The organism is Streptomyces stelliscabiei, from assembly GCF_014873495.1.
Taxonomy (GTDB): domain Bacteria; phylum Actinomycetota; class Actinomycetes; order Streptomycetales; family Streptomycetaceae; genus Streptomyces; species Streptomyces bottropensis.
This window is the reverse complement of sequence record NZ_JADBGF010000001.1, coordinates 4,991,598-5,016,806: the sequence shown is the minus strand read 5'-3', so window position 1 is coordinate 5,016,806 and position 25,209 is coordinate 4,991,598. Positions and strand designations below refer to the sequence as shown.

Genomic DNA, 25,209 nt, shown 5'->3' with positions numbered 1-25,209 from the left:
TCCGCCGTGCCCGCCGCCCTCAGCACGGCGGGCACACCCTCAGGACGGGGCCCTCAAGCCCGAGCCGCCACCGGCTCCGCGACGGCGCCACTCCCGGCGACCACCCGGCTGCCCCCGAGCGAGGGCTGATCCTGCACACCGGTCAGACGCCGCCCGAGCCGCAGCGCCAGCACGCTGATGCCCAGCGAGAACAGCAGGAACGTCACGATGTACGGGGCATGCAGCGAGGCCCCCATGGGCCCGCCCACCGCCGGCCCGACCGCCAGTGCGAGCTGTTTCACCAGCGCGAACGCGGAGTTGTACTGCCCGGCCATCCCTGTCGGCGCCAGATCGGCCACCAGCGGCGCGACCGTCGGCGACAGCATGGCCTCCCCGAGACCGAACAGCGCGTAGGTCGAGACGAACGCGGCGGTCGCCATGGTCTCGCTCGTCTGCCCCAGCCCGGCGAACCCGGCCACGCCCCACGCGACGGCCCAGATCAGCCCCACGGTGGCGATCACCCGAGACCGCCGACGCCGCTCCACGAACCGCAGCACGGCGAACTGCGCGATCACGATCACCGCCGTGTTGGCGGCGAGCGCCGTGCCGAGCGCGGACGTCGATATCCCGGCCGCCTCGACCCCGTACGCACTCAGTCCCGACTCGAACTGCCCGTAGCAGGCGAAGAACAGCACGAAGCCCAGCACGCACAGCTGCACCATGGCCCGATTGCCGAGCAGCTGCTTCCAGCTTCCCTTGACCGCCGCGGCGGGCACACCTTCGACCTGGGGGGTCCGGGGTGCCCGCACGGTCGCCATCACACCCACGAGCAGCAGGAACATCGCCGCCTGTATGGAGAACAGCAGGACGAACGACCCCGCGCGCGTGGCATCGACGAGATGCCCGCCTATCAGCCCGCCGACCCCGAGCCCGAGGTTCTGCAGGAAGAACTGCGTGGCGAAGGCCCGGGACCGGTTCTCCGCCCGCGAGAAGTCGACGATCATCGTCGCGAGCGCCGGCTGCGTCACGGCCTGGCCCGCGCCGAGCGCCGCCGCGGACAGCAGCACGGTCGTCGCACTGGCGGCGAGCCCCAGACTCAGCGATCCGACGGCAGCGGTGACCAGGGCGGTGAGCAGCACGGGAAGCGGACCGCGCCGGACTATGGCCCGCCCCGCGAAGGGCAGCACCACCAGCGCGGCCACGGCGAAGACCGCCAGCACCAGCCCCGCCGTCGTCGCACCGAGATCCCGCACCTGCGCCACGTAGACGTACAGATACGGGACGGTGAAGCCGAGTCCGAATGCGCCGAGTGCGCTGCCCATGTGAATCCGGCGCATCGCTGCGCCCGTCCCCCTGGTCACGTTCACCTGCCTAGGTAAGGGAAGCCCTCGACTCAGACATGAGAGGTGAAGACTTCGAAGCTAAAACTTAGAAGCTAAACAGTACACCTCGAAGGACTTCGATGCCAAGCAGTGACGTGCCATACTTCGCCCATGGGCGACACCCCCGGCACCTCCGGCAGCGCCGAGCCGACACTCGAAGAGCAGATCGCCGCGTACCAGCGCGAGTTCCAGGACCTGGACCCCCAGGTCGAGAAGATCGTCTCGGCGCTCTCCCGCCTCAACCGCCGTATGAACGTCGCCTACGGCCGCCAGACCTCGGCGCTCAACATCAGCAACGCCGACTGGGAGGTCCTCAAGGCCCTCGTCCTCTCCGGCGCCCCGTACCGCATGGGCCCGAGCGAACTCGCCAAGCGGCTGGGTCTCACCCCGGCCGCGATGACCCACCGCATCGACCGCATGGTCGCGGAGGGTCTGGTGACCAGGGAACGCGACGAGAACAACCGGGTGCGCGTCATCGTCGAGCTCACCCCCGAGGGCCGCGAGAAGTGGCTGGAGGTCATGCGTCTCGCCTCGGTCTTCGAGGAGGATCTCCTTCAGGACCTCTCCCCTCTGGAGCGCAGCGTCCTGGGCGAGGTCCTGACCCGGCTCCTCCGCCGCGTCGAGCACGCCCAGCCGGACGCCGGCGGCCGCCTCACCGACCTCGACTGAGGAGTACGGTCGAGCGGTGGCCGAGGTTTGCCCGCGGCTCACCGGGGGGAGGCTTGACAGTCCACCCCGCGATCCGTAAAGTTCTTCGGGTTGCCACGGAGCCTTAACGGTTCTGCGACAGCACCTCCGCCGCTTCGAGCGGCACACAAACCAACCAGTGCGATCTCCCAGTCGGGGTTAATTCGGCTTGCCCGAATGCAATTCGATTTGGGTTCGACAGACCCGATTGGGAACTGCCGAGCAGATCCGCTAAGGTTTGGAACGTCGGAACGGCCCAACAGCCGCGAGGACAAAACCCACTGACTGGGAATCAGGCCCGAAAGGATCTGGTAGAGTCGGAACTGCCGGAAAGGGAAACGCGAAAGCGGAAACCTGGAAAGCACCGAGGAAATCGGAACCGGAAACGGTCTGATAGAGTCGGAAACGCAAGACCGAAGGGAAACTGCCCGGAGGAAAGCCCGAGAGTAGCTTGGGTGAGTACAAAGGAAGCGTCCGTTCCTTGAGAACTCAACAGCGTGCCAAAAATCAACGCCAGATATGTTGATACCCCGTCCGCCGGGCAGTGTTCCGGTGGTCGAGGTTCCTTTGAAACAAACACAGCGAGGACGCTGTGAACGGCCGGGCTTATTCCGCCTGGCTGTTCCGCTCTCGTGGTTTGCACCCGATTACGGGTACACATTCACGGAGAGTTTGATCCTGGCTCAGGACGAACGCTGGCGGCGTGCTTAACACATGCAAGTCGAACGATGAACCACTTCGGTGGGGATTAGTGGCGAACGGGTGAGTAACACGTGGGCAATCTGCCCTTCACTCTGGGACAAGCCCTGGAAACGGGGTCTAATACCGGATACAACCACTACAGGCATCTGTGGGTGGTGGAAAGCTCCGGCGGTGAAGGATGAGCCCGCGGCCTATCAGCTTGTTGGTGAGGTAACGGCTCACCAAGGCGACGACGGGTAGCCGGCCTGAGAGGGCGACCGGCCACACTGGGACTGAGACACGGCCCAGACTCCTACGGGAGGCAGCAGTGGGGAATATTGCACAATGGGCGAAAGCCTGATGCAGCGACGCCGCGTGAGGGATGACGGCCTTCGGGTTGTAAACCTCTTTCAGCAGGGAAGAAGCGAAAGTGACGGTACCTGCAGAAGAAGCGCCGGCTAACTACGTGCCAGCAGCCGCGGTAATACGTAGGGCGCGAGCGTTGTCCGGAATTATTGGGCGTAAAGAGCTCGTAGGCGGTCTGTCGCGTCGGATGTGAAAGCCCGGGGCTTAACCCCGGGTCTGCATTCGATACGGGCAGACTAGAGTGTGGTAGGGGAGATCGGAATTCCTGGTGTAGCGGTGAAATGCGCAGATATCAGGAGGAACACCGGTGGCGAAGGCGGATCTCTGGGCCATTACTGACGCTGAGGAGCGAAAGCGTGGGGAGCGAACAGGATTAGATACCCTGGTAGTCCACGCCGTAAACGGTGGGAACTAGGTGTTGGCGACATTCCACGTCGTCGGTGCCGCAGCTAACGCATTAAGTTCCCCGCCTGGGGAGTACGGCCGCAAGGCTAAAACTCAAAGGAATTGACGGGGGCCCGCACAAGCAGCGGAGCATGTGGCTTAATTCGACGCAACGCGAAGAACCTTACCAAGGCTTGACATCGCCCGGAAAGCATCAGAGATGGTGCCCCCCTTGTGGTCGGGTGACAGGTGGTGCATGGCTGTCGTCAGCTCGTGTCGTGAGATGTTGGGTTAAGTCCCGCAACGAGCGCAACCCTTGTTCTGTGTTGCCAGCATGCCCTTCGGGGTGATGGGGACTCACAGGAGACTGCCGGGGTCAACTCGGAGGAAGGTGGGGACGACGTCAAGTCATCATGCCCCTTATGTCTTGGGCTGCACACGTGCTACAATGGCAGGTACAATGAGCTGCGAAGCCGTGAGGCGGAGCGAATCTCAAAAAGCCTGTCTCAGTTCGGATTGGGGTCTGCAACTCGACCCCATGAAGTCGGAGTTGCTAGTAATCGCAGATCAGCATTGCTGCGGTGAATACGTTCCCGGGCCTTGTACACACCGCCCGTCACGTCACGAAAGTCGGTAACACCCGAAGCCGGTGGCCCAACCCCTTACGGGGAGGGAGCTGTCGAAGGTGGGACTGGCGATTGGGACGAAGTCGTAACAAGGTAGCCGTACCGGAAGGTGCGGCTGGATCACCTCCTTTCTAAGGAGCACTTCTACCGATCCCTTCGGGGTGAGGTCAGAGGCCAGATCATCAGCGAACGTCTGATGCTGGTTAGCTCATGGGTGGAACGTTGATTATTCGGCGTCTTGAGTCATCTCAGGCTGTGAGTACTGTCCTTTCGGGGGCGTGGAAAGCTGATCGGAGTGGTGAGGGATGCCGGGCACGCTGTTGGGTGTCTGAGGGTATGGCCGTGTCTCACGGTTGCCTTCAGTGCCGGCCCCAGTGAACTCCGGTGGTTACCGGGGGTGATGGGTGGTTGGTCGTTGTTTGAGAACTGCACAGTGGACGCGAGCATCTGTGGCCAAGTTTTTAAGGGCGCACGGTGGATGCCTTGGCACCAGGAACCGATGAAGGACGTGGGAGGCCACGATAGTCCCCGGGGAGTCGTCAACCAGGCTTTGATCCGGGGGTTTCCGAATGGGGAAACCCGGCAGTCGTCATGGGCTGTCACCCTTGCCTGAACACATAGGGCAAGTGGAGGGAACGCGGGGAAGTGAAACATCTCAGTACCCGCAGGAAGAGAAAACAACCGTGATTCCGGGAGTAGTGGCGAGCGAAACCGGATGAGGCCAAACCGTATGCGTGTGAGACCCGGCAGGGGTTGCGTATACGGGGTTGTGGGATCTCTCTTTCACAGTCTGCCGGCTGTGAGGCGAGTCAGAAACCGTTGATGTAGGCGAAGGACATGCGAAAGGTCCGGCGTAGAGGGTAAGACCCCCGTAGCTGAAACATTGACGGCTCGTTTGAGAGACACCCAAGTAGCACGGGGCCCGAGAAATCCCGTGTGAATCTGGCGGGACCACCCGCTAAGCCTAAATATTCCCTGGTGACCGATAGCGGATAGTACCGTGAGGGAATGGTGAAAAGTACCGCGGGAGCGGAGTGAAATAGTACCTGAAACCGTGTGCCTACAAGCCGTGGGAGCGTCGCGCATCAAGTTTACTTGGTGCGTCGTGACTGCGTGCCTTTTGAAGAATGAGCCTGCGAGTTTGCGGTGTGTTGCGAGGTTAACCCGAGTGGGGTAGCCGTAGCGAAAGCGAGTCCGAACAGGGCGTTTCAGTAGCACGCTCAAGACCCGAAGCGGAGTGATCTAGCCATGGGCAGGTTGAAGCGGAGGTAAGACTTCGTGGAGGACCGAACCCACCAGGGTTGAAAACCTGGGGGATGACCTGTGGTTAGGGGTGAAAGGCCAATCAAACTCCGTGATAGCTGGTTCTCCCCGAAATGCATTTAGGTGCAGCGTCGTGTGTTTCTTGCCGGAGGTAGAGCACTGGATAGGCGATGGGCCCTACCGGGTTACTGACCTTAGCCAAACTCCGAATGCCGGTAAGTGAGAGCACGGCAGTGAGACTGTGGGGGATAAGCTCCATGGTCGAGAGGGAAACAGCCCAGAGCATCGACTAAGGCCCCTAAGCGTACGCTAAGTGGGAAAGGATGTGGAGTCGCAGAGACAACCAGGAGGTTGGCTTAGAAGCAGCCACCCTTGAAAGAGTGCGTAATAGCTCACTGGTCTAGTGATTCCGCGCCGACAATGTAGCGGGGCTCAAGCGTACCGCCGAAGTCGTGTCATTCCAGCATTGAGGGCCAACGCCTGCTGGGATGGGTAGGGGAGCGTCGTGTGCCGGGTGAAGCAGCCGCGGAAGCGAGTTGTGGACGGTTCACGAGTGAGAATGCAGGCATGAGTAGCGATACAAACGTGAGAAACGTTTGCGCCGATTGACCAAGGGTTCCTGGGTCAAGCTGATCTGCCCAGGGTAAGTCGGGACCTAAGGCGAGGCCGACAGGCGTAGTCGATGGATAACCGGTTGATATTCCGGTACCCGCTGTGAAGCGTCAAACACTGAACCAGGCGATGCTAAGTCCGTGAAGCCGTTCCGGACCCTTCGGGGAAAGGAAAGTGGTGGAGCCGACGGACCAGACTTGTAGTAGGTGAGTGATGGGGTGACGCAGGAAGGTAGTCCATCCCGGGCGGTGGTTGTCCCGGGGTAAGGGTGTAGGACGTCAGGTAGGTAAATCCGCCTGGCACATAGTCTGAGACCTGATGCCGAGCCGATTGTGGTGAAGTGGATGATCCTATGCTGTCGAGAAAAGCCTCTAGCGAGTTTCATGGCGGCCCGTACCCTAAACCGACTCAGGTGGTCAGGTAGAGAATACCGAGGCGTTCGGGTGAACTATGGTTAAGGAACTCGGCAAAATGCCCCCGTAACTTCGGGAGAAGGGGGGCCATCACCGGTGATAGCACTTGCTGCTTGAGCTGGGGGTGGCCGCAGAGACCAGCGAGAAGCGACTGTTTACTAAAAACACAGGTCCGTGCGAAGCCGTAAGGCGATGTATACGGACTGACGCCTGCCCGGTGCTGGAACGTTAAGGGGACCGGTTAGTCACATTTCGGTGTGGCGAAGCTGAGAACTTAAGCGCCAGTAAACGGCGGTGGTAACTATAACCATCCTAAGGTAGCGAAATTCCTTGTCGGGTAAGTTCCGACCTGCACGAATGGCGTAACGACTTCTCGACTGTCTCAACCATAGGCCCGGTGAAATTGCACTACGAGTAAAGATGCTCGTTTCGCGCAGCAGGACGGAAAGACCCCGGGACCTTTACTACAGTTTGATATTGGTGTTCGGTTCGGCTTGTGTAGGATAGCTGGGAGACTGTGAAGCTCGGACGCCAGTTCGGGTGGAGTCGTCGTTGAAATACCAGTCTGGTCGTGCTGGATGTCTAACCTGGGTCCGTGATCCGGATCAGGGACAGTGTCTGATGGGTAGTTTAACTGGGGCGGTTGCCTCCTAAAGAGTAACGGAGGCGCCCAAAGGTTCCCTCAGCCTGGTTGGCAATCAGGTGGTGAGTGTAAGTGCACAAGGGAGCTTGACTGTGAGACCGACGGGTCGAGCAGGGACGAAAGTCGGGACTAGTGATCCGGCGGTGGCTTGTGGAAGCGCCGTCGCTCAACGGATAAAAGGTACCCCGGGGATAACAGGCTGATCTTCCCCAAGAGTCCATATCGACGGGATGGTTTGGCACCTCGATGTCGGCTCGTCGCATCCTGGGGCTGGAGTCGGTCCCAAGGGTTGGGCTGTTCGCCCATTAAAGCGGTACGCGAGCTGGGTTTAGAACGTCGTGAGACAGTTCGGTCCCTATCCGCTGCGCGCGCAGGAATATTGAGAAGGGCTGTCCCTAGTACGAGAGGACCGGGACGGACGAACCTCTGGTGTGCCAGTTGTTCTGCCAAGGGCATGGCTGGTTGGCTACGTTCGGGAGGGATAACCGCTGAAAGCATCTAAGCGGGAAGCCTGCTTCGAGATGAGTATTCCCACCCACTTGATGGGGTAAGGCTCCCAGTAGACGACTGGGTTGATAGGCCAGATATGGAAGCCTGGTAACGGGTGGAGTTGACTGGTACTAATAGGCCGAGGGCTTGTCCTCAGTTGCTCGCGTCCACTGTGTTGGTTCTGAAACCACGAACAACCCCATGCCATGGTCACGGTGTGGTGCGGTTGAGTGTTTCATAGTGTTTCGGTGGTCATAGCGTGAGGGAAACGCCCGGTTACATTCCGAACCCGGAAGCTAAGCCTTACAGCGCCGATGGTACTGCAGGGGGGACCCTGTGGGAGAGTAGGACGCCGCCGAACAAATATTGGGAAAGGCCCACACCTTATGGTGTGGGCCTTTCTGCATTTCCGGACCGTTCACCGTTCGTCGAGCGGGGTGTGGTTGTCGTGAACGAGGGGAACGGGCGGGCCGAAGCGTTCTATCGACGGGTCGGCTTCGTGGGCAGCCGGGGTGACTGTCGAAGGGGATGAGGGGCTGGAGTACGTGCTGGCGTCCGCGTAGGAGGCGTCGGGCCGGCTGGTGTTAGCGTTCGGCGGCATGGACGACAGCGTGTATGTGGGCAATGCGGGCAAGGACGCGGCGCTGGACCGCGGCTGGCTGCTCGGGCACTTCAAGGCGGAGGGGGATCCTCGCCGGAGTGAGGCGGTGGAGATCAAGTGGGGGGTCCACCCGCGGGGCGACACGCGTGCGCAGTGGGTCCGGGGTGAGGAACGTACCGCCCTCCAGGTACTGATCAGCGGCCGGTTCCGGGTCGACTTCCCCGGTCGTAGCGTCGTGCTGGAGCGTCAGGGCGACTACGTGGTGTGGGGGCGCGGGGTGGATCACTCCTGGGTCGCGGAGGAGGAGTCGGTCGTGCTGACCGTGCGGTGGCCGTCCGTCGCCGGGTACGCGGTGCCCTCGGGGGACGGGCAGCCCGTGGAGTGACAGAGCCTCTGGGTTCGGCTGCGAACGGCCGCTACGGCAACGGGAGTTCGTGGTTCGGCCAGCGGGATCTGGCCTGCTCGCGGGAACGGAGGAGGACCAGCGTGGGGAGGCCCTGGTCGGGGCCGGAGGTCAGCAGGGCGGGGAGCTGGGGCAGTGGGGCCACGGCTGCCACGTCGTCCAGGACCAGGGTGAGTGGTGGGTCGAGGCGGCCGGAGGATGACCGTTCGGCCATGCGCCGGCCGCGCTCGACCACGCTTGAGGCGAGGGCCGTCAGAAGAGGCATGGCGGAAGGGTTCGCCTTGGGGTCCTCGATGGGGTCGCCGACCACATAGAGCGTTCCCCCTTCGTGCACGAAGGAATCCAGGGCGAGGGCGTCGGCTCGGTTCGGCGTGCAGGATTCCCGGACGTTGACCGTGGAGAGGGCGGAGAGGGCGCGGGCCGTCAACTGCTGGGCGATGTCGCGGCGTTCGGGGTGCGAGGTGAGGGCCGACTCCAGTTCACCCGCCGCGCCGGGGGCGGCCTTCTGGTTCGTGCGCAGGGTGCGTACCGCTTCCTGGACGTTGCTGCCCTGGGCCCAGCGGTGCAGGTGGCGGATGGTGCGGTTGTCTATCGCTGCGGCGTGGAGGTAGCTGCGCAGGAGGGTTTCCGCCGTGTCCGCCATCGCCTGGTCGATCTTGGCCGTGGGGCGGATGGCGGCGAGCAGGGCGGTCGCCCTGGCCGCCGCCGTCGGTTTGTCCTCGCAGCCGCTGACGGGGGACCAGTGGAGGCGGGCCGGGGTGTCGCAGCGGTGGGCGGGGTCGTAGAGGAGGACCGGGCCCAGCTTCGCGCGGGCGTCCTTCGTCTCCGACCAGAGCGTGGGGTCGGAGGTGACCACCAGGGCGGGGCCCTCGGCGTCCCGTACGGCTTGGACGGCGGCGGGCCGGCGGGAGTCGGCCGTGCCCAGGACGACCGGAGGGATCGTGTGCGTCCAACCGCCGGTGTGCGGGGCGCCCGTTGTCGAGGGCACGGGGGCGGGGGGAAGCGGGCTGGTCGGCACGTCGGCTTCGACCGGTGAGGCGGGTGGAGTGGGCGAGACGGGTGCAGCGGGCGCCGACGGAGTGGTGGGGAAGGCGGTGTGGGCCGGCGGAGCCGTGTGGTGGTCCTGGCCGGCGCCGTGGGGCTGGGCCGGGGTCGTCTGCTCCACGGGGGTGTGCACGGGTGGTGTGACGTGACCGGGGGAGGCGGTCGGTGGCGCTGTCGGGGCGTCCGCCGGCCGGGGGTGCCGGGTTGCCTTCTCCCGGGCCCGTACGGCCCTCCAGCGTGCCAGGGTGCCCATCGTGAAGACGGTCAGGACGAGGAGGACCATGAGCTGGCTGATGACGAGGCCCCAGAAGAGGCCGTAGCCGGAGAGCTGGTCGGCGGGGGTGTCGGGCCAGGCGGCGGCGAGGTCCTGGGGGGCGGAGACCAGGCTGCGTACGGCGAGCGGGGTGCGGCCGAAGGTGACGGCGTCGGGCCAGGCGCCGTGGGCGAAGAGGCCGGCCAGGCCGGTGGCCGACCAGACCAGCAGGGTCAGGCCCACCAGGAAGCCGAGGAGGGCGATCAGCAGCCCGTCGGGGATGCCGCCGCCCTGCTGGGGGCGCCCGTCGTCCGGTCTCATCGCATGCCGCCGTTCACGCTGTCACCCTGCCCTGGCCCGACTGTGTCCGTTTCCGCTGGTACCGGTGCCGCTCAGGCCACCGTCGACTCGGAGGAGCCGTAGCCGTCGAACTCGCTCAGCCGGTGTTCGACGAACGCGGCCGCCCGTTCCTCCGCCTCCAGTTCGGCGGCGCGCAGGGCGTCGTCCTCGTCCCGCAGGTGGTCGGCGGACGATTCGGTCATCGCGCGGTCGGTGAAGACCAGGGGGCGTTCGGTCTCGGTGATCAGGTGTTTGACCACCTGGACGTTGCCGTTGACGTCCCAGACGGCGATGCCCGGGGTGAGGGTGGGGATGATCTCCACCGCCCAGCGGGGCAGGCCGAGTACGCGGCCCGTGGCTCTCGCCTCGTCCGCCTTCTGGGCGTAGATCGTCCGTGTCGAGGCCATCTTGAGGATCGCGGACGCCTCCTTCGCCGCCGCGCCGTCGACGACGTCCGACAGGTGGTGGACGACCGCGACGAAGGACAGGCCGAGTCGGCGGCCGAACTTGAGCAGGCGCTGGAAGAGCTGGGCGACGAAGGGGCTGTTGATGATGTGCCAGGCCTCCTCGACCAGGAAGATGCGCTTCTTCCGGTCGGGGCGGATCCAGGTGTGCTCCAGCCAGACACCGACGATCGCCATGAGGATGGGCATGGCGATGGAGTTGCGGTCGATGTGGGACAGGTCGAAGACGATGAGGGGCGCCTCGAGGTCGATGCCCACGGTGGTGGGACCGTCGAACATGCCGCGCAGGTCACCGTCGACCAGGCGGTCCAGGACCAGCGCCACGTCCAGGCCCCAGGCCCGTACGTCGTCTATGGCGACGTTCATCGCCTCCGCGGACTCCGGCTCGGGGTGGCGGAGCTGCTCGACGATGTCGGTGAGGACCGGCTGGCGTTCGACGATGGTCTCGTTGACGTAGGCGTGCGCGACCTTGAGGGCGAAGCCGGAGCGTTCGTCCAGGCCGTGGCCCATCGCGACCTCGATGATCGTGCGGAGCAGCGCGAGCTGGCCCGTCGTGGTGATCGAGGGGTCGAGGGGGTTGAGGCGGATGCCCATGTCGAGGGCGGCGGTCGGGTCCAGGCGGATGGGAGTTATGCCCAGCTCCTCCGCGATGAGGTTCCATTCGCCGACACCGTCCTCGCCCTGGGCGTCGAGGACGACGACCTGGCGGTCGCGGAAGCGCAGCTGGCGCAGGACGTACGTCTTCTCCAGGGCTGATTTGCCGTTGCCGGACTCGCCGAGGACGAGCCAGTGCGGGGCGGGGAGCTGCTGGCCGTAGAGCTGGAAGGGGTCGTAGATGTAGCCCTTCCCGGAGTAGACCTCGCGGCCGATGATCACGCCGGAGTCGCCGAGGCCGGGGGCGGCGGTCGGGAGGTACACGGCCTGGGCCTGGCCCGTGGAGGTGCGCACGGGGAGGCGGGTCGTCTCGACCTTGCCGAAGAGGAAGGACGTGAAGGCGTCCGTGAGGGCGGACATGGGGTCTCGCATCAGCGCTTCACCTCCAGGTGCGGTTGGGTCGGGTGATCCCGCATCGCGGCAGCCCTACCTTCGGATTCCGGTGGCGAACGGGAGCGTGTTGACGAAGGCCCGGTGGTGTTCGCGGTCGCACCACTCCAGCTTGAGGTACGACTTGCCGGCCGAGGCCCTTATCGTCCGCTTGTCGCGTGCCAGGGCCTCCGGGGAGCGGGAGGAGACGGTGATCCAGCCGACGAGGTTGACGCCGGCCGCGCCGCTGGCGAGGTCTTCGCCGCGCTGGTCGAGGCGGGAGTGGGAGGCCACGTCACGGGGGTCGACGGTGCGGTTCATCTTGGCGGCGCGGGACGCCTCCGCCTCGTCGTTGGTCTTCTCCGTGAGCATGCGTTCGATGGCGACCTCGGTCGGCTCCAGGTCCATGGTGACGGCGACCGTGCGGATGACGTCCGGGGTGTGGACCAGGAGGGGCGCGAGGAAGTTGACGCCGACCGGGGTCATCGGCCATTCCTTCACCCAGGCCGTGGCGTGGCACCAGGGGGCGCGGGTGGAGGACTCGCGGGTCTTGGCCTGGAGGTAGTCCGGTTCCATCGCGTCGAGTTCGGCCGGCCAGGCGTTGCGCTTGGTCATGGCCTGGATGTGGTCGATGGGGTGGTCCGGGTCGTACATGGAGTGGATGAGGGAGGCGAGGCGGCCCTGGCCGAGCGGCTGCCGTACGCGGATGTCGGCCTCCTGGAGGCGCGAGCAGATGTCCGTCAGTTCGCGGGCCATGACGACGGCGAGGCCGGCGTCCCTGTCGAGCTTGCGGCCCTGCGGGCGGGCGGCGCGGGCCATGGCGTGGCCCTCGGCGGCGAGTTCGCGGGAGTAGTGCATGCAGGCGACGAGGTACGCGCGGTGCTGCTCGCTGCTGGTGGAGACCATGGACTGGAGTTGGTCGTACGACTGCTGGAGCCAGCCCGGGGCGCGGTCGTCGCCACGCTGGGCGACGTCCTTGGCGTGGGCGTCCGGGTCGGCGGGCAGGGTGCGCGCGAGCATCTGCAGCCGGGTGACGAAGCCGTCGCCGTTGGCCACGTGCTTGAGGAGGGTGCCGAAGCGGTCGACGAGGGCTTCCTGGTCCTCGGAGTCGCGCAGGCCGACGCCGGGGCCCTCGATCTCGATGGCGGCGGTGACGGTCCGGCGGTCGGCGTGCAGGAGGACGGCGATCTCGTCGGGGCCGAAGGGCGCGGCCAGCCAGGTGATGCGGCCGATGCCCGGCGGGGGGCCGACCTCGACCTCACGGCCGTCGAGCCGGGTGCCGGCCTCCATGTTGGTGGAGCGGTACGCCGTGCCGCGGCGCAGGCTGCGCTTGTAACTGCGGTTGATCTCGAACCACTTGTAGAACGTCCGGCGCTTGTACGGCACGTAGACCGCGGCCAGCGCGAGCATCGGGAAGCCGGTGAGCAGGGCGATGCGGGGGACGAGAACGGGGACGAGGAGGCCGCACATCATGCCGAGGAACGCGCCCGTGATGATGAGCGCGATCTCGCCGGACTCGCGGTTCCGGCCGATGATCGCGTTCGGCCGGGCGCGGCCGATCAGATAGGTACGGCGGGGCGTGACCGGATGGGACATATGGGCCGCGTGGGAATCAGTCGTCAACGCCCTTCACCTCCCGTGCGGTTGCTGTTGCGGGTGTTGCCGGCGTGGGGGGTGTTGATCGGGCTCGTGCGGGGCGGGGGTGCGGCGGGGATATTTCCGCCGCCTCCGTTCGCGGGGCGCGAGCTGTGGGCGGCCACGCCGCCGGATGCGGGGTTGGCGGGGCGGGGGGTGTTGTTCCCGCCGCCGCCGTTGTTGTCGGCCCGGGTGCTGTGGGTCTTGATGCCCTGGGCGACGAGGCTGGCCGGGGAGCTGATCACGGCGGCGGCCTTGTTCTCGGCGCCGCGCATGATGCGGTTGTTGCGGGAGCCCGCGATCTCGTCGCCGAAGCCGGGGACGAAGCGGTAGATCATCCCCGAGGCGAAGATGGCGAGGAGGATGATGGCCAGGCCGGAGACGACGGCGGAGAAGGCGTTGGGGCCGTCGTCCGCGGACAGTGCGCCGGCGAGGCCGAGGACGATCACGATCACGGGTTTGATGAGGATGACCGCGATCATGATGCCCGCCCAGCGGCGGACGTGTCCCCAGAGGTTCTTGTCGACGAGGCCGGCGTAGACGACCGTGCCGAGGAGCGCGCCGACGTAGAGCAGGGCGGCGCGGATGACCAGCTCCAGCCAGAGGACGCCGGCGGCGAGGATGGAGACGAGGGAGACGACGATCAGCATGATCGGGCCGCCGCCGATGTCCTCGCCCTTCTTCAGGGCGCCGGAGAAGGTGCCGAAGAAGGTGTCCGTCTGGTCGCCGGTGGCTTTGGCGAGGACGTCGGTGACGCCGTCGGTCGCCGATACGACGGTGTAGAGGATCAGGGGGGTGAAGGCGGAGGCGAGGACGGTCAGCCAGAGGAAGCCGACGGCCTCCGAGAGGGCCGTGGTGAGGGGGACGCCCCGCACGGCCCGCTTCGCGACCGCGAGCAGCCACAGGACCAGGGTGAGGATGGTCGACGCCGCGAACACGACGGCGTACTGCTGCAGGAACTTGGGGTTCGTGAAGTCGACGTTCGCGGTGTCGTTGACCGCGGCGGAGAGTTTGTCGATGGTCCAGGAGGCGGCGTCGGCGCAGCCTTGGGCTAGGGAGGAGAGGGGGTCGAGGGTGGTGGTTACGTCGTTGGGGAGGGTGCTGGTGTCGCCTTTTTCGCCGGCTCCGCGTTCGCAGTAGTCCTTGGCGGGGCCGACGATGAGGTCGCAGCGGTCGTCCGAGGCCGAGGGAGAGGGCGACGGCGTGGGTGCGGCTGCTGCCCGAGTGGCCAGCAGAACGACCGAAGTCTGAACGGCTGTGAGAACTGCGGCGGCCCTGAGTACGTTGCGTGACTTACCGGGCATAACTGAACCCTCCGTACTCCTCGACGGCCTTTGAGATCTCGTCAGCCGTCGAGACCTTGTTGTCACCGTTGACCGGCGCCGGACCTTCCTTCTGCGCGAAGCTGTCTACCTTCCAGTCAGCGTCGGCCCAGCGCAGCTTCAAGGTCATGGTGAACCAGTCGCTGGTAACCGGGCTGGTGGTGTCTTCCGACGCCATGCCGAAGACGCCGGTGCACCAGACCTCGACGGTCGCGGTGCTGTTCGAGTAGCTCGTGGCCTTTGTGCCGACCGGCATGGTGCGTGAGACGTAGGTGCTGCCGGACGGGGCATTGCCGTTCTCGTCCAAGCCGACATCCGCCAGGAAGTCCGCGTCGTAGGCCCTGTTGAGGCTGTCCTCCAGATCGCTGACCTTCTCCGCCACGAAGACCTGCTGCACGATCTCGCTCCGCCGGGCGGGCTTGAGGATGTCGGCCGAGACCAGCACCACGGAGTAGTTGGCCGCCGCCGATTCGGCACCCTGTTGGTCGTGGGCGAAGCCGGAGGGGATGCCGCCGGTCTTCGTGGTGACCGGCCGTTCCCCCGAAGCCGCCGTAGGGGCCGTCTCCGTCTTGTCGTTGCCGGAGTCCCCCGCGCTGTCGCTGTCGCCGCCTCGGTTCGCGAAGGCGATCGCGGCGATGAGGAGGACGACGACGCCGACGATGGTGACGAGGCTTCTGGAGGAGGAGCGGGGGCGGCGGGGGGCGCCGCCGTAGGGGTCGCCGCCGCCTTCGGGGAGGCGGGTTCGGGTCTGGCCGGTGCCGGCGTATCCCCCGTACGCGTCGTCACCGGAGCGTGAGGACTCGCCGTACCCCTGCTCGTCGCCGAGACTCATGCCGCAGTCGCCCCTTCAACTTCGACGTCGTACCGAAAGGCGTAGCAGTACGACGGTAGCCGCGCTGGTTCCCGCGCGGGCGCGGTGTGGAGACTCGACATCAGGGAAACGCAACCTCAGCCGGTGGGCACGACGGACGGGTGGGGTGGGAGGGGGAACTGGGCGCAGTCGGCGGCCCGGCCGGGACGAGGGCGGGCCGCCGCGCTACACGGCCATGCCGTACACGATGGTGAAGAGGGTGCCCAGGGAGCCGATGATGAAGACGCCGGTGAGGCCGGCGATGATGAGGCCCTTGCCCTGTTCGGCGCTGAAGGTGTCGCGCAGGGCGGTCGCGCCGATGCGCTGTTTGGCCGCGCCCCAGATCGCGATGCCGAGGCAGAGGAGGATGGCGACCGCCATCACGACCTCGATCATCACGCGCGCCTCGTTGCCCAGGCTGCCGAAAGGCCCCCAGTCCGGGGCGATTCCGCCGATGATGGTGGTGATGTCGCCCTTGTCGGCCGCAACGAACATGTAAGTCACCGCCCCTAATGGGTAGTTCTGTTGTCTTCGGTGGCTGTGTGGGGCGTGCGCCTCGGCGTCCGCTCCGCACGCCTCCGCGCGGGTGCGCAGAGGTCGGGCCCATTCTCGCCGACAATGACGCTGACGTATGTCGACTTGGCGTCATTGATTGGCGGTTTTCGTACGGATCCCTTGCCGCCGGTCCGCGTGGGCCCCTGGCGGGGGGTGCGGAACGGTAAGCGAAGGGTCGTATCGTCACTCTGTGTATCACGGCAGGTCACGCCGGGCAACGAGGATGAAACGGAACCTGTGGTGTGGTTCCGTCGTTATTCCCCTTTCGTCACCTCTGGGGGCTTGCCCGGCCCCGCTTCTGACGGGGCGTCGGGCCTGTTCTGTCGATCCGGTGTTCTCCGGGGTTCGAGTGTGCCTGATGTGGACGTAAGGGTCGTGTGTGGGGGCCCGGTGTCCCGGTGGGGCCGAGCTTTGGCCAGAACTGCACGGGATCGCGATCGCAACTTTGGTACAAATGATCGACTGACTGCCCCTTTTTGTCCAAGCGTCAGGCGCGTGGGTGGGGAGCCGAGTTGATGTGACGAATCTGCGAGGGCGTCCACGGGGGTAGACGTGAGCGAGGACAGGCCCGTTGTCTCGGCCGAGATACCGGAGTTCACGGGAAATCTGGAGCAGCTGGAGACGGACGCCGGGGACATCGCGTTCGACGGGATGGCGGTCGGGGCGGCGGGGCTGCTGATCGACGCCAACTTCAATCTGCTGGAACCTTTCTACAAGGCGCCCGAGGCCGACCAGCTCTTCGCGACGACCGCGCCGGTCGCGGCGGCCGGCCACGACCTGCAGACCGAACTGAGCACGGTCTCCAAGGCGCTGCTCGACTACGCGGCCGAGGTCCGGCCCCTGGTCGACCGGCTCGACTCGCTCCGCGAGGAGGCGGCGGCGTTCGAACGGCGCGTCGCGGACGACGACGACTGGGTCGCGGACGGCGACCTCATCGAGGAGAACACGAGCCGCCGCAGCGCGGTGAACGCCGCGTGGGCGGCCTTCCAGGCCGCCGAACTGGCCTGCCACAACAAGATCGTCGCGCTGGTCGGGGGCGAGCCGCTCGTCGTCGGCGACGGCTCGAACAAAAAGAACATGTACGGCTACCGGGCCGAGGATCTCGACCACGCCGGCGGTCTGCCCTGGGGTGACGTCGTCGAGGAGTCCAACCCCTGGTACTACTTCCACGAGCACGCCTGGGACTTCACCGTCGGCTTCTTCGTCGACGGCGTGTGGGGGACGATCCGGGGGCTCGGCACGCTGGTGGGCGTGGACGGCTGGGACGCGGCCGGCCAGGCGTGGACGGGGCTGGGCAAGCTTCTGACGGGCATCGTGATCACGGCCGTACCGGTCGTCGGCGCCGCGTACTGGCTGGCACCCGACGACAAGCTCCCCTCCTGGCTGCGCGACTCCCGTACGGCGGTGGTGGAGACCGGCAAGGCGCTGATCGCGTACGACGAGTGGGGCAAGAACCCGTCGCGGGCGGCGGGGGCCGTCACCTTCAACGTCCTGACCACGGTCTTCACGGGGGGTGCGGGCGGGGCGGTCGCCGGGACCGGCAAGGCGGGTGCGATCGCGAAGGCCATCTCCTTCGCGGGGCGGGCGGGGCGGATCGTCGACCCGATGACGTACCTCGCGAAGGGGGTCGGCGGGGCCGCCGTCAGGATCAGCGACGTGATGGCCGGCCTGCGGGGGATCACGAACGGCACGCACATCAGGCTCGGCGAGGGCACGTACCGGATCGCCGACGTGCCGAACATCACCGACGACCTTCCCGCCGGACTCACCCCCGAGAACTCCGTCCGGATGACGACCCCCGAGGGCCAGGTCGTCTATCTCGACACCAAGACGCTGGTGATGCACAACGCCGACGGGACGGTACGGGAGTCGCTGGACGGGATCAGGCACGAGGCCACCGCCGAGCAGCGGGCGGGGGACGGCGTCCGGCAGGAGGGGGCGGGGGCCGGCCGTGGGGAGCGCGAGGTCGTGGGTGCCGGAGCGAGGGCCCATGTCGGCGACAGCGCGGGTGTGGGGGGTCGCGGTGGGGACGATGTCGTCGGTACGGGCGGTCGCGCGGGCGAAGAGCCGCCGGTGGGCCGCGGCGGGTCGGGTGGTCGCGCCGGCGGAGGCATGGACGATCTGGGGCATGGCGGTGACGATGCCGTCGGCAACGGGCCGGACCACGGCACGGGGGCGGGCGGCGGTGCAGGTACGGGAGCGGCGGGCGGTGCGCGGCCCGACTTCATGAGGGAGGGCGGCGACCCCTACGGTCCCCGTGGATCTCTCACGAGGGAGCAGATCGAGGAGATCCAGGTCTATCGGGCGAACAACGAGCCCGGATATCGCGAGCACTATTACCGGAAAGACGGCACGCGCAAGAGTCTGGAGCTCTACGACGAGAGCGGGCAGACACCGCCTCAGCTGACTCGGGTGTCGGAGAATTCTCCGTGGGTTCGCGCCAAGGATGTTCCCGCGCCGCCGAAGCCGCATTTTCTCGACGACAAGTACATCGGTGTCGGCGCGGACACGGTGTCCAGCCGGGCCAGGCTTCGACTGCTGGAGGAGAGTGCGCGGACCCGGCATCTCGCCATCCAATGGGACAACCTCATGTCGGAGTGGAAGGCGGAGACGGGCCGGGCCCACGAGATCCGGCAGACCCACGAATCGGCCGGGCTCTGGGGCGAGGCCAAGGGGTCGTACAAGGAGTCCCACACGGCGATGGGGGGCGCGGCCGAGGCGCTGGGGGAGAACGCCGCGAGGCACCACTACATCGCCGAGCGCTATCCGGACTTCACGGACGAGCCCCTTCTCGGGCCGAAGAGCGGCAACGACCAGTTCGACCAGGTGTGGACCCACGAGGACGGCCGGGTGGTCGTCATCGAGGCAAAGAGCAGTCCGGGAACGGATTTCGGCAGGCGCACACTCCCGAACGGCAAGCAGGTTTCCCAAGGCAGCAGGGAATATTTCTACGACATTCTGGAGGCCATGAAGAGTCGGGGTGAATTCGATGTGGTGGAGGCCATAGAAAGGGCCATCGAGGACAACAAATTCGAATACACCGTTGTCAAGGGGGAGAAAAACGCGGGGACATACACTGGCTACCAGTACCGTCGGTTCGACATCAGCAAGGGGACGCTTCCGTGACCGTACACATCGCCAGGCACGGGCGGTCGGCAGGACCTGAGGCCGAGCAGTTCGCGGAGCGGGTGAGCGAGCACCTGATCAAAGGGATCGACCGTCTTGAAGGGTCGACGGCAGTGATCGATTCGATGTTCGGCACCGCTGTGATGGCGCTGCGCGCGCGTTGTGTCGTCGACCCTCGGGCCGCGACGGTGGAGACGTGGGAAGCCGCTGTGAACGCGATGCAGGTGGGGTCCGCCCTGTTCGCGGTGACCGGGGTGAGCGAGGGGACCGTCGAGTGCCGGATCAACCACAAGACGCGCACCCTGCCCGCGGTCGGACCGCTGCCGACCGCCGACGCGGGGGCGTGGCTCACCGCCTTCTGGCTGGCCGTCATCTGCCGTGACCAGCGGCGTATGACGGAACTGTGCGAGATCCCCCTGGACCGGTTGCGCTCACCGGACGGGCAGTACGACGAGTACATCTACCACTGGGTCGACACCCTGCAGACCTACTGGTCGCGCAGGCCGGGCCTGGTGGAGAAGCTGACCGCCACCATCCAGGCCTCGGATCCCGCCGTCGCCCGGATCGCTCCGCGCGACCTGCTGGACGGTGTGCTCTACCCGCCGATCAACCTCTTCTACACCTTCGTCCGTAGGGACGAAGAGGGCTTCGGTCCCGCGCTGGTCGATGCGCTGAAACTGCACCGGGCGTACTGGACGCGCGACGAGGAGCGGGAAGGCAAGCTCGACGGCACGGTCGCCCTGGGCCCCCTGGCCATCGCCTGCCTCGCCTTCGACGGCGATTTCCCCATCGACGTCGAGTCCGAGTACCTCCCTCGGCATCTGCTTCGGCACGGTTGGCTGGGCGAGTTCCCGACCTGAGTCGGTCCCCCGCGAGCGCGGCAGGGGGTCCAGTGGCCGCCGCCCCGGCTCAGCCGTGTGTGTTCGCCCAAGCCGTGGTGAACAGTTCGTGCGGGGGCGCTGGGCACAGGAGGTGGGTGAAGGGGCTGTGCAGGTGGGTCGGGGTGGTGGAGGTGGCCCGGTGCATCGTCAGTTTGGTGGTTTCCAGGGGGAGGTGGGGGGACTTGAGGTCGGTCCAGGAACCCGGTACGAATGCCGTGCGGCCTGCCCTGGGGCGTTTGTCCTGTGTCACCGCTTGCGTGGACAGCAGCTGTGACTGCGCGGCCTTGTGCCGGGCGGGGGTCCAGCCGTTCCAGCGGCGGATGTTCCGGTCGGTGGGGCGGGCAAGGGTCAGGAGCTGGAGGAACAGCGTCGCGGCGTCGACGGCGACGCCCAGTGTGCCGGCGGCCTCGGTGACCAGATCGGGGATGCTCAGGGCGGGGTTCAGCTCGTAGCCGCCCGGCCGTACCGGCGTCGTGGAGGCGCGCTCGGTCATCCGGAGGAGCCCGCCGGTGCGCAGCTCCTGGAGCGCGTGGACCTCGTTCAGGAGCCGGGGCAGGGCCAGTTCGGCGCAGAGGTGCTCCGCCCGCTCCAGCCTTGACGGTCCGGCCGGTCCGGTGAGCGTGGAGGAGTGCAGGAAGACGTCGCCGTGGGGGACGCTCACCACGAAGAGGCCGTCGTCGTACACGGCGGTGGTCGCGGTGGCGTTCGCCCGCAGGGGCTGTGGGCAGGGAAGTACCGGGCCCGTGTGGGGCGCGAAGTCCGGGGTGGCGGGCGCGGCGGTGGCGAGGGACGGGTGGCGGCCCAGGGGGACGAGGGTGCCGGGGGCGTCCAGCAGGGCCCGCAGTCTGTCGAACAGCCGTACCGCGCCCCCTGCCGCGGGGTCGCCGACCGGGCGCTCGGTGAGGGCCCAGGCCACGACGGTCAGGAGCTGCCGGTCGGGGAGCGCGTAGCCGCCCACGCGCGCGCCCGGCGTGCCGTCGGGTGCCGCCTGGTGCAGGTGGAGGCCGCCACCGACACCGCCGGCCAGCACGAAGCCGGGGGCGCCGGAGCACGTCCGGTCGGCGGGCACGAGGCCGGTGGTGAGGGCGTGCGCCCAGGTGCCGGAAAGGCCCAGGTCCGCGTCGAGCGCGTCGGCCAGGTCGTCGTCGACGTACGGGGTGGCGCCGAGCAGTCCGCTCCACGCCTCGGCCATGCGCTCCGCGGCCGCGACCGTTCCCCCGTCCTCCCACAGCTCGGCCGGGGCCTGCGGCACGCCCGCCGCGAGGACCGCGCGGCGGCCGGCCGGGCCGAGGCGGTGCCAGTAGGCGTGGTACTCGTCGGCGAGCTGCTTGCTCGCCCTGTACGGCTGCGAGCGCAGCATCTTCGCGTCGTCGTCGTGCCGCCTCCGCCGGGGCAGACCGGCCAGGACCAGCAGCGCGATCGGGCCGCGCACCCCCGTGCGCCGGGAGAAGGCCTCGACCGCCCGCGCGGGCAGGGGCAGCGGGCCCCGGCGCTCCACCAGGTCCAGCAGCTCGGGCAGACGGGCGGTGTCGTCCCCCTCGACGGCCACCGTCGCGTAACCGTCGTCCCGCTCGGCGGTCACTGTCGTGTGGCCGGCGCCCGGCTCGGCGGGTCCGGGAGGCGGCGCCGGATCGGCCGCCCGCTGGACGAAGCGGGCGGTGCCGCCGCGTTCGCCGGCCGAGGTGATCAGGTTTCCGGCGGAACGGGACGCGTGCAGCGCCGGCAGCGGTGCGCGGCCGGTGCGCCAGCGCCCTCCGCGCTCGGCGAACGGCTGGCCGTTCCAGGTGCGCAACAGCGCCGCCAGGGCCTCCCGTTCCTCGGCGGAAGTGGTCTCCACCGCGGCCCGCCACGCCACGGCGTCGACCTGGCCGAGCAGGGCGGGCCAGTCCAGTGGCTCGGCGGGCAGGGCCAGCCGCCGGGTCTCGTCGTCGATCTCGCCCCGCAGATACCGGCCGTCCGCGGCGACGGCGGTCAGCGTCGCCGGCCGGGGGCCGGGCACAGGGGCGTCGTGGGCGCGGAGTTCGGGCAGGAGGCCGTGGAGGGCCGGCGACAGGGCGGTGTCCGGAATCTCGGCCGGCAGGGTCACCACCGGTCCCGACCGCATGATGCGCACGCGCCGGGACAGCGCCTCGCGCCGTCGGCGCACATCGGCGGCGAGCAGCGTCACCCGCACCACGCCGTCCACGACCCTCGGCTCGGTCACGCCGGGCAGCAGCCGGGTCACCTCGGCCCGTACGGCCGCCGGTGACGGCTTCTCGGCCGCCGCGTCGAGCAGGAAGCGTACGTCGTCGTCGCGCACCGTGCGCAGCGACTTGGAGGAGGAGTCGTCGCGCGGTGTGAGGAAGTGCCAGTACGCGGGCGGGGGCAGGGGGCCGACGCTGTGGCCCGAGGGCTTGCGGCCCCGGTGGCGTTCGGTGGCGGGGAAGCCGTGGGACTCCCACAGCAGGGAACCGTCGGCGACGGCGTGCACCCGTACGTGACGCGGCTCCACCAGGACGGCGTCCTCGCCGCCGGCGGGCGGCCGGAGGATGCCCCACGGGTGCAGGCCCGGGCGGGTGCTCACGAACCGGCCCTCGCGGCCGTCGACGGTCCGCAGCAGGAAGTCGGTCGGGGAGGGACCCGCGTACGGGGTGCGGTACTGGACGTGGCAGCCGGTCAGGCGTCCGTCCTGGCCCAGCGGCGACGGCGGGGCGTCCTCGGGCAGGGCCGCCAGGGTGAGCGCGTCCGCGAACACCGCCCGGCCGGGCGGCACTTCGGCCTCACTGTGGAAGGCCGGCAGGGTGGCGTCGCCGGTGCGGGCGCCCGTCGAGGGGTCCACGCGCTGCCAGTTGCCGCGGAAGACGTCGGCGCTCCAGAACCGCTCGCCGTCGCTCATCTGCAGCTCACGGCCACCGATCCCGGACCGGTCGCCCGGCCGCAGCACCCGGTCGCCGTCGTGGCGGCCGCCGTCGGGGCCCGCGAACTGGAAGCCGAGGCCGCCGTCGATGAGCCCGTCGTACGGGCGCAGGCCGAGGCGCTCCTCCGGCGTGAACACCTCCTCGGGCCGGTCGGCCCAGCAGGCGTGGCCGCCGAAGGTGAACCGCTGGTCGGTGGTCCAGCCGACCAGAAACCGGCCGCCGGTGAAGTGCACGCTGTGGCTGGTCGCGCCCTCGGGAAGGGTGAAGGCGCAGTCGCCGCGCCGGCCCGCGTGGTCCACGGCCACGGCCCGGTCGTCGCCGTAGACGGTCAGGACGGGCCAAGTGGCGGTCACACCCCTGACGGCGTCCCCGGCTGTGCCGTCCGGCCCCGTGGTGAACTCGGTCAGGACCTCCTCCAGCGCCGGCCAGCCCAGCTCCTCCGGTAGTCCGGCGGTCAGGGCCCGGGACAGCGGGCCGGTCAGGTCCAGGGCGGCCAGGGCCTCCTCGACGCCGGCCAGGGCGGTCACCGTCGGGCGGTCGAGGAGCCCGGTCAGCTCGTCCACCGCCTCGTCGGCCGCCGCGATCCCGCCGTGCCGCAGCTCGTCGATCAGCTTCTCGATCCGTACGCGCACCTCGGCGGCGATGGCCGCGTTCTCCGGCAGCCGGGTGATGGCGGTGCCGCCACCGCGCCGTCCGGCGTGGACCGTGCCCTCCAGCCGGGGTCCGAACACCGGGTCGGCCGCGAGGGCGGCCAGCTCGCGCCGCGACCGGCTGCCCCAGAAGCGCAGCCGGATCGCCTCGCCCGGGTCCTCGACCGCGATCCCCTCGGCGAGACAGGCGTCCAGCAGGTCGGCGTCCAGCTCCGGATGCCGGTAGCGGTCCTCGTGCAGCCGTACGGGCGTCTCCGCCGTGCGCAGCCGGGGCGCGAACAGTGCCACCAGCTCGAACAGTTCGGGCGGCATCGGCTGCGAGGTGACGCCCCCGCCCGCCACCCGGGCATGCTTGTACATCCGCGCGTACCGCCCCAGCCACCCGCCGACCCCGCCCTCCGGGGTCACCCGCCCGGCCACCACGGCCTCCGCCGCGCCGGAGCGCAGCAGTACCCGCAGCCAGGCCGCCGCGTCGCCCCGCGAGTCCGGGAACACCTCCACCAACGCGGCGTTCACCTCGTCGTCCTGCGGGAACTCCGCCAGCAGGCCCGCGACCGCGTCCAGCAGCGCGTCCGGTACGGCCTTCTCCCGGGCCGCGCCCACCACCGCCGCGAGCACGCGCGCGTCCTCGTCGCGGCCCAGGCCCGCCGTTTCGGCGGACGCCCGCACCCGGGGCGCGAGCGTCGCCGGCAGCTCGCCCGGTGACGCCGCCCACGCCGTGAGCACTTTTACGTACTCCGTGTGTGCCTCGTCCGCCGCGAGCGCGTCGGCCAGCCATCGCTGATGGCCGGTCAACTCCTTCGCCGGCAGGGCCCCGAGTCCCGCGAAGAGCAGGAGGTTCGCCCGGTACCACTCCACGTCCACGGGCAGCCCGTGCTGCCGCTCCGCCTTCCGGGCCAGCGCGAACGCCTTCCCCGCGTACCGGGCGCTCCAGCCGGCCAGCCGGTGGCCCACCGTGTCCCAGAACCACGGCAGATGCGCGGTCGGCAGCCCCGCGGCCCGGCGCTCCATGCCGGTCAGGAAACGGCCCGGCTTCCCGTGCGCCTCGTGGATCCGCGCGCGCACCGCCTCCAGCGCGTCGAGCGCCACGGGCTCGCCGGCCGGGTCGTGTGCCCGGGCCCAGTCGGCGTACACCGTCGACGTGTGCGGTTGGGTCGGGAGCGGGACGGTGACCTTCATGCCGAGATCCTGGCACGCCCCGCCGACAGCGCCGCCGGCCTACGTCTCCGTCCGCCTCGCCCTCGTCGCCGCCCTCGTCGGCTCTGTCGTCGTCTCAGTCGGCGTCCTGCGCGTCGGTTCGAATCCCTCGACCCCCGCCACGAAGTGGTCGAACTCCCCCGCCTGTACGCCCAGTACGAACGCGTCCCACTTCCTGCGGTTCGTCGTGACGACGTTCTCGGGGGCGCTCGTCTCGCGGATGTGGACGGGGGCCTCGGGGTCGTTCTCGCCGTTTCCCTGTTCGAAGGCGAGTTCGATCCAGGGGCCGGGGCCGGTCGCGTCCTCGGGGGCGGCGCGGATCCAGTCGAGGTCCGGGGGGATGTCGGACACGAGGGGTGTGCCTCCTCGGGGGTGGGAACGGATGTCGTGAGTCGGCCGCGGGGCCTCTGGTGATCATTCCTCAGGAGGGTGGCCGCCTCTACA

Annotated in this window: 14 protein-coding genes and 3 rRNA genes; 7 read left to right on the top strand and 10 right to left on the bottom strand. The window is 68.1% G+C overall.

Features of this window, described 5'->3' with window-relative positions; genetic code table 11:
* Positions 1–53 precede the first annotated feature (53 nt).
* The gene (locus tag H4687_RS22120; protein ID WP_046919193.1) at positions 54–1,301 is read right to left on the bottom strand and encodes an MFS transporter; all 1,248 of its coding nucleotides are present in this window, start codon (positions 1,299–1,301) and stop codon (positions 54–56) included.
* Between the two features lie 171 nt (positions 1,302–1,472).
* On the opposite strand from H4687_RS22120, the gene H4687_RS22115 reads away from it, so the two are divergent.
* From H4687_RS22115 to rrf, 4 genes are all read left to right on the top strand, one after another.
* Positions 1,473–2,030 (top strand): MarR family winged helix-turn-helix transcriptional regulator, encoded by a 558-nt coding sequence (locus H4687_RS22115; protein ID WP_046919194.1) that lies wholly within the window; start codon positions 1,473–1,475, stop codon positions 2,028–2,030.
* Between the two features lie 678 nt (positions 2,031–2,708).
* Positions 2,709–4,236 (top strand): 16S ribosomal RNA (locus tag H4687_RS22110).
* Positions 4,237–4,556: 320 nt separating this feature from the next.
* Positions 4,557–7,680 (top strand): 23S ribosomal RNA (locus H4687_RS22105).
* A gap of 89 nt (positions 7,681–7,769) precedes the next feature.
* Positions 7,770–7,886 (top strand): 5S ribosomal RNA (gene rrf / locus H4687_RS22100).
* The 16S, 23S and 5S rRNA genes sit together here, the layout of an rRNA operon.
* A 57-nt stretch (positions 7,887–7,943) precedes the next feature.
* Here rrf and H4687_RS22095 read toward each other — a convergent pair.
* Positions 7,944–8,126, bottom strand: coding sequence for a hypothetical protein (locus H4687_RS22095; protein ID WP_179860082.1), 183 nt, complete (start codon positions 8,124–8,126; stop codon positions 7,944–7,946).
* Here H4687_RS22095 and H4687_RS22090 point away from each other — a divergent pair.
* On the top strand, positions 8,125–8,511 hold the full coding sequence (locus H4687_RS22090) for a cupin domain-containing protein (RefSeq protein WP_005476977.1): 387 nt from the start codon (positions 8,125–8,127) through the stop codon (positions 8,509–8,511). The genes H4687_RS22095 and H4687_RS22090 overlap by 2 nt on opposite strands.
* Positions 8,512–8,542: 31 nt before the next feature.
* On the opposite strand, the gene H4687_RS22085 is transcribed toward H4687_RS22090, so the two are convergent.
* The 6 genes from H4687_RS22085 to H4687_RS22060 form a co-directional block, all read right to left on the bottom strand.
* Positions 8,543–10,147: a type IV secretory system conjugative DNA transfer family protein gene (locus H4687_RS22085; RefSeq protein ID WP_050399160.1), complete on the bottom strand. Its 1,605-nt coding sequence runs from the start codon at positions 10,145–10,147 to the stop codon at positions 8,543–8,545.
* Between the two features lie 71 nt (positions 10,148–10,218).
* Positions 10,219–11,655, bottom strand: a complete 1,437-nt coding sequence (locus H4687_RS22080; RefSeq protein WP_046919995.1) for an ATP-binding protein — start codon at positions 11,653–11,655, stop codon at positions 10,219–10,221.
* A gap of 54 nt (positions 11,656–11,709) precedes the next feature.
* Complete coding sequence (locus H4687_RS22075) at positions 11,710–13,248, bottom strand: SCO6880 family protein (protein WP_050399162.1); 1,539 nt, start codon at positions 13,246–13,248, stop codon at positions 11,710–11,712.
* 23 nt (positions 13,249–13,271) lie between these two features.
* Complete coding sequence (locus H4687_RS22070) at positions 13,272–14,591, bottom strand: hypothetical protein (protein WP_192781701.1); 1,320 nt, start codon at positions 14,589–14,591, stop codon at positions 13,272–13,274.
* Complete coding sequence (locus H4687_RS22065; RefSeq protein WP_050399163.1) at positions 14,581–15,441, bottom strand: hypothetical protein; 861 nt, start codon at positions 15,439–15,441, stop codon at positions 14,581–14,583. Before H4687_RS22065 ends, H4687_RS22070 begins: the two co-directional genes overlap by 11 nt.
* A gap of 204 nt (positions 15,442–15,645) precedes the next feature.
* Entirely contained in the window at positions 15,646–15,954 is a 309-nt protein-coding gene (locus H4687_RS22060; RefSeq protein ID WP_013002563.1) for a hypothetical protein, read from the bottom strand.
* 612 nt (positions 15,955–16,566) lie between these two features.
* Between H4687_RS22060 and H4687_RS22055 the strand changes: the two genes are divergently transcribed.
* Positions 16,567–19,140: a hypothetical protein gene (locus H4687_RS22055; protein ID WP_050399165.1), complete on the top strand. Its 2,574-nt coding sequence runs from the start codon at positions 16,567–16,569 to the stop codon at positions 19,138–19,140.
* Positions 19,137–20,000: an immunity 49 family protein gene (locus H4687_RS22050; RefSeq protein WP_046919025.1), complete on the top strand. Its 864-nt coding sequence runs from the start codon at positions 19,137–19,139 to the stop codon at positions 19,998–20,000. The genes H4687_RS22055 and H4687_RS22050 overlap by 4 nt, the downstream gene beginning before the upstream one ends.
* A gap of 49 nt (positions 20,001–20,049) precedes the next feature.
* On the opposite strand, the gene H4687_RS22045 is transcribed toward H4687_RS22050, so the two are convergent.
* Positions 20,050–24,747 carry a hypothetical protein gene (locus tag H4687_RS22045; protein ID WP_050399167.1) on the bottom strand — a complete coding sequence of 1,566 codons (4,698 nt, stop codon included), beginning with the start codon at positions 24,745–24,747 and terminating at the stop codon, positions 20,050–20,052.
* A 39-nt stretch (positions 24,748–24,786) separates the two neighbouring features.
* On the bottom strand, positions 24,787–25,116 hold the full coding sequence (locus H4687_RS22040; RefSeq protein WP_050399169.1) for a hypothetical protein: 330 nt from the start codon (positions 25,114–25,116) through the stop codon (positions 24,787–24,789).
* Positions 25,117–25,209: the final 93 nt, after the last annotated feature.

What these genes read in the sequence shown, in the direction of transcription:
- H4687_RS22120 (WP_046919193.1), bottom strand. Translation starts at nt 1,301, where the DNA reads ATGGGCAGCGCACTCGGCGCATTCGGACTCGGCTTCACCGTCCCGTAT.
- H4687_RS22115 (WP_046919194.1), top strand. Translation starts at nt 1,473, where the DNA reads ATGGGCGACACCCCCGGCACCTCCGGCAGCGCCGAGCCGACACTCGAA.
- H4687_RS22090 (WP_005476977.1), top strand. Translation starts at nt 8,125, where the DNA reads ATGGACGACAGCGTGTATGTGGGCAATGCGGGCAAGGACGCGGCGCTG.
- H4687_RS22095 (WP_179860082.1), bottom strand. Translation starts at nt 8,126, where the DNA reads ATGCCGCCGAACGCTAACACCAGCCGGCCCGACGCCTCCTACGCGGAC.
- H4687_RS22085 (WP_050399160.1), bottom strand. Translation starts at nt 10,147, where the DNA reads ATGAGACCGGACGACGGGCGCCCCCAGCAGGGCGGCGGCATCCCCGAC.
- H4687_RS22080 (WP_046919995.1), bottom strand. Translation starts at nt 11,655, where the DNA reads ATGCGAGACCCCATGTCCGCCCTCACGGACGCCTTCACGTCCTTCCTC.
- H4687_RS22075 (WP_050399162.1), bottom strand. Translation starts at nt 13,248, where the DNA reads ATGTCCCATCCGGTCACGCCCCGCCGTACCTATCTGATCGGCCGCGCC.
- H4687_RS22070 (WP_192781701.1), bottom strand. Translation starts at nt 14,591, where the DNA reads ATGCCCGGTAAGTCACGCAACGTACTCAGGGCCGCCGCAGTTCTCACA.
- H4687_RS22065 (WP_050399163.1), bottom strand. Translation starts at nt 15,441, where the DNA reads ATGAGTCTCGGCGACGAGCAGGGGTACGGCGAGTCCTCACGCTCCGGT.
- H4687_RS22060 (WP_013002563.1), bottom strand. Translation starts at nt 15,954, where the DNA reads ATGTTCGTTGCGGCCGACAAGGGCGACATCACCACCATCATCGGCGGA.
- H4687_RS22045 (WP_050399167.1), bottom strand. Translation starts at nt 24,747, where the DNA reads ATGAAGGTCACCGTCCCGCTCCCGACCCAACCGCACACGTCGACGGTG.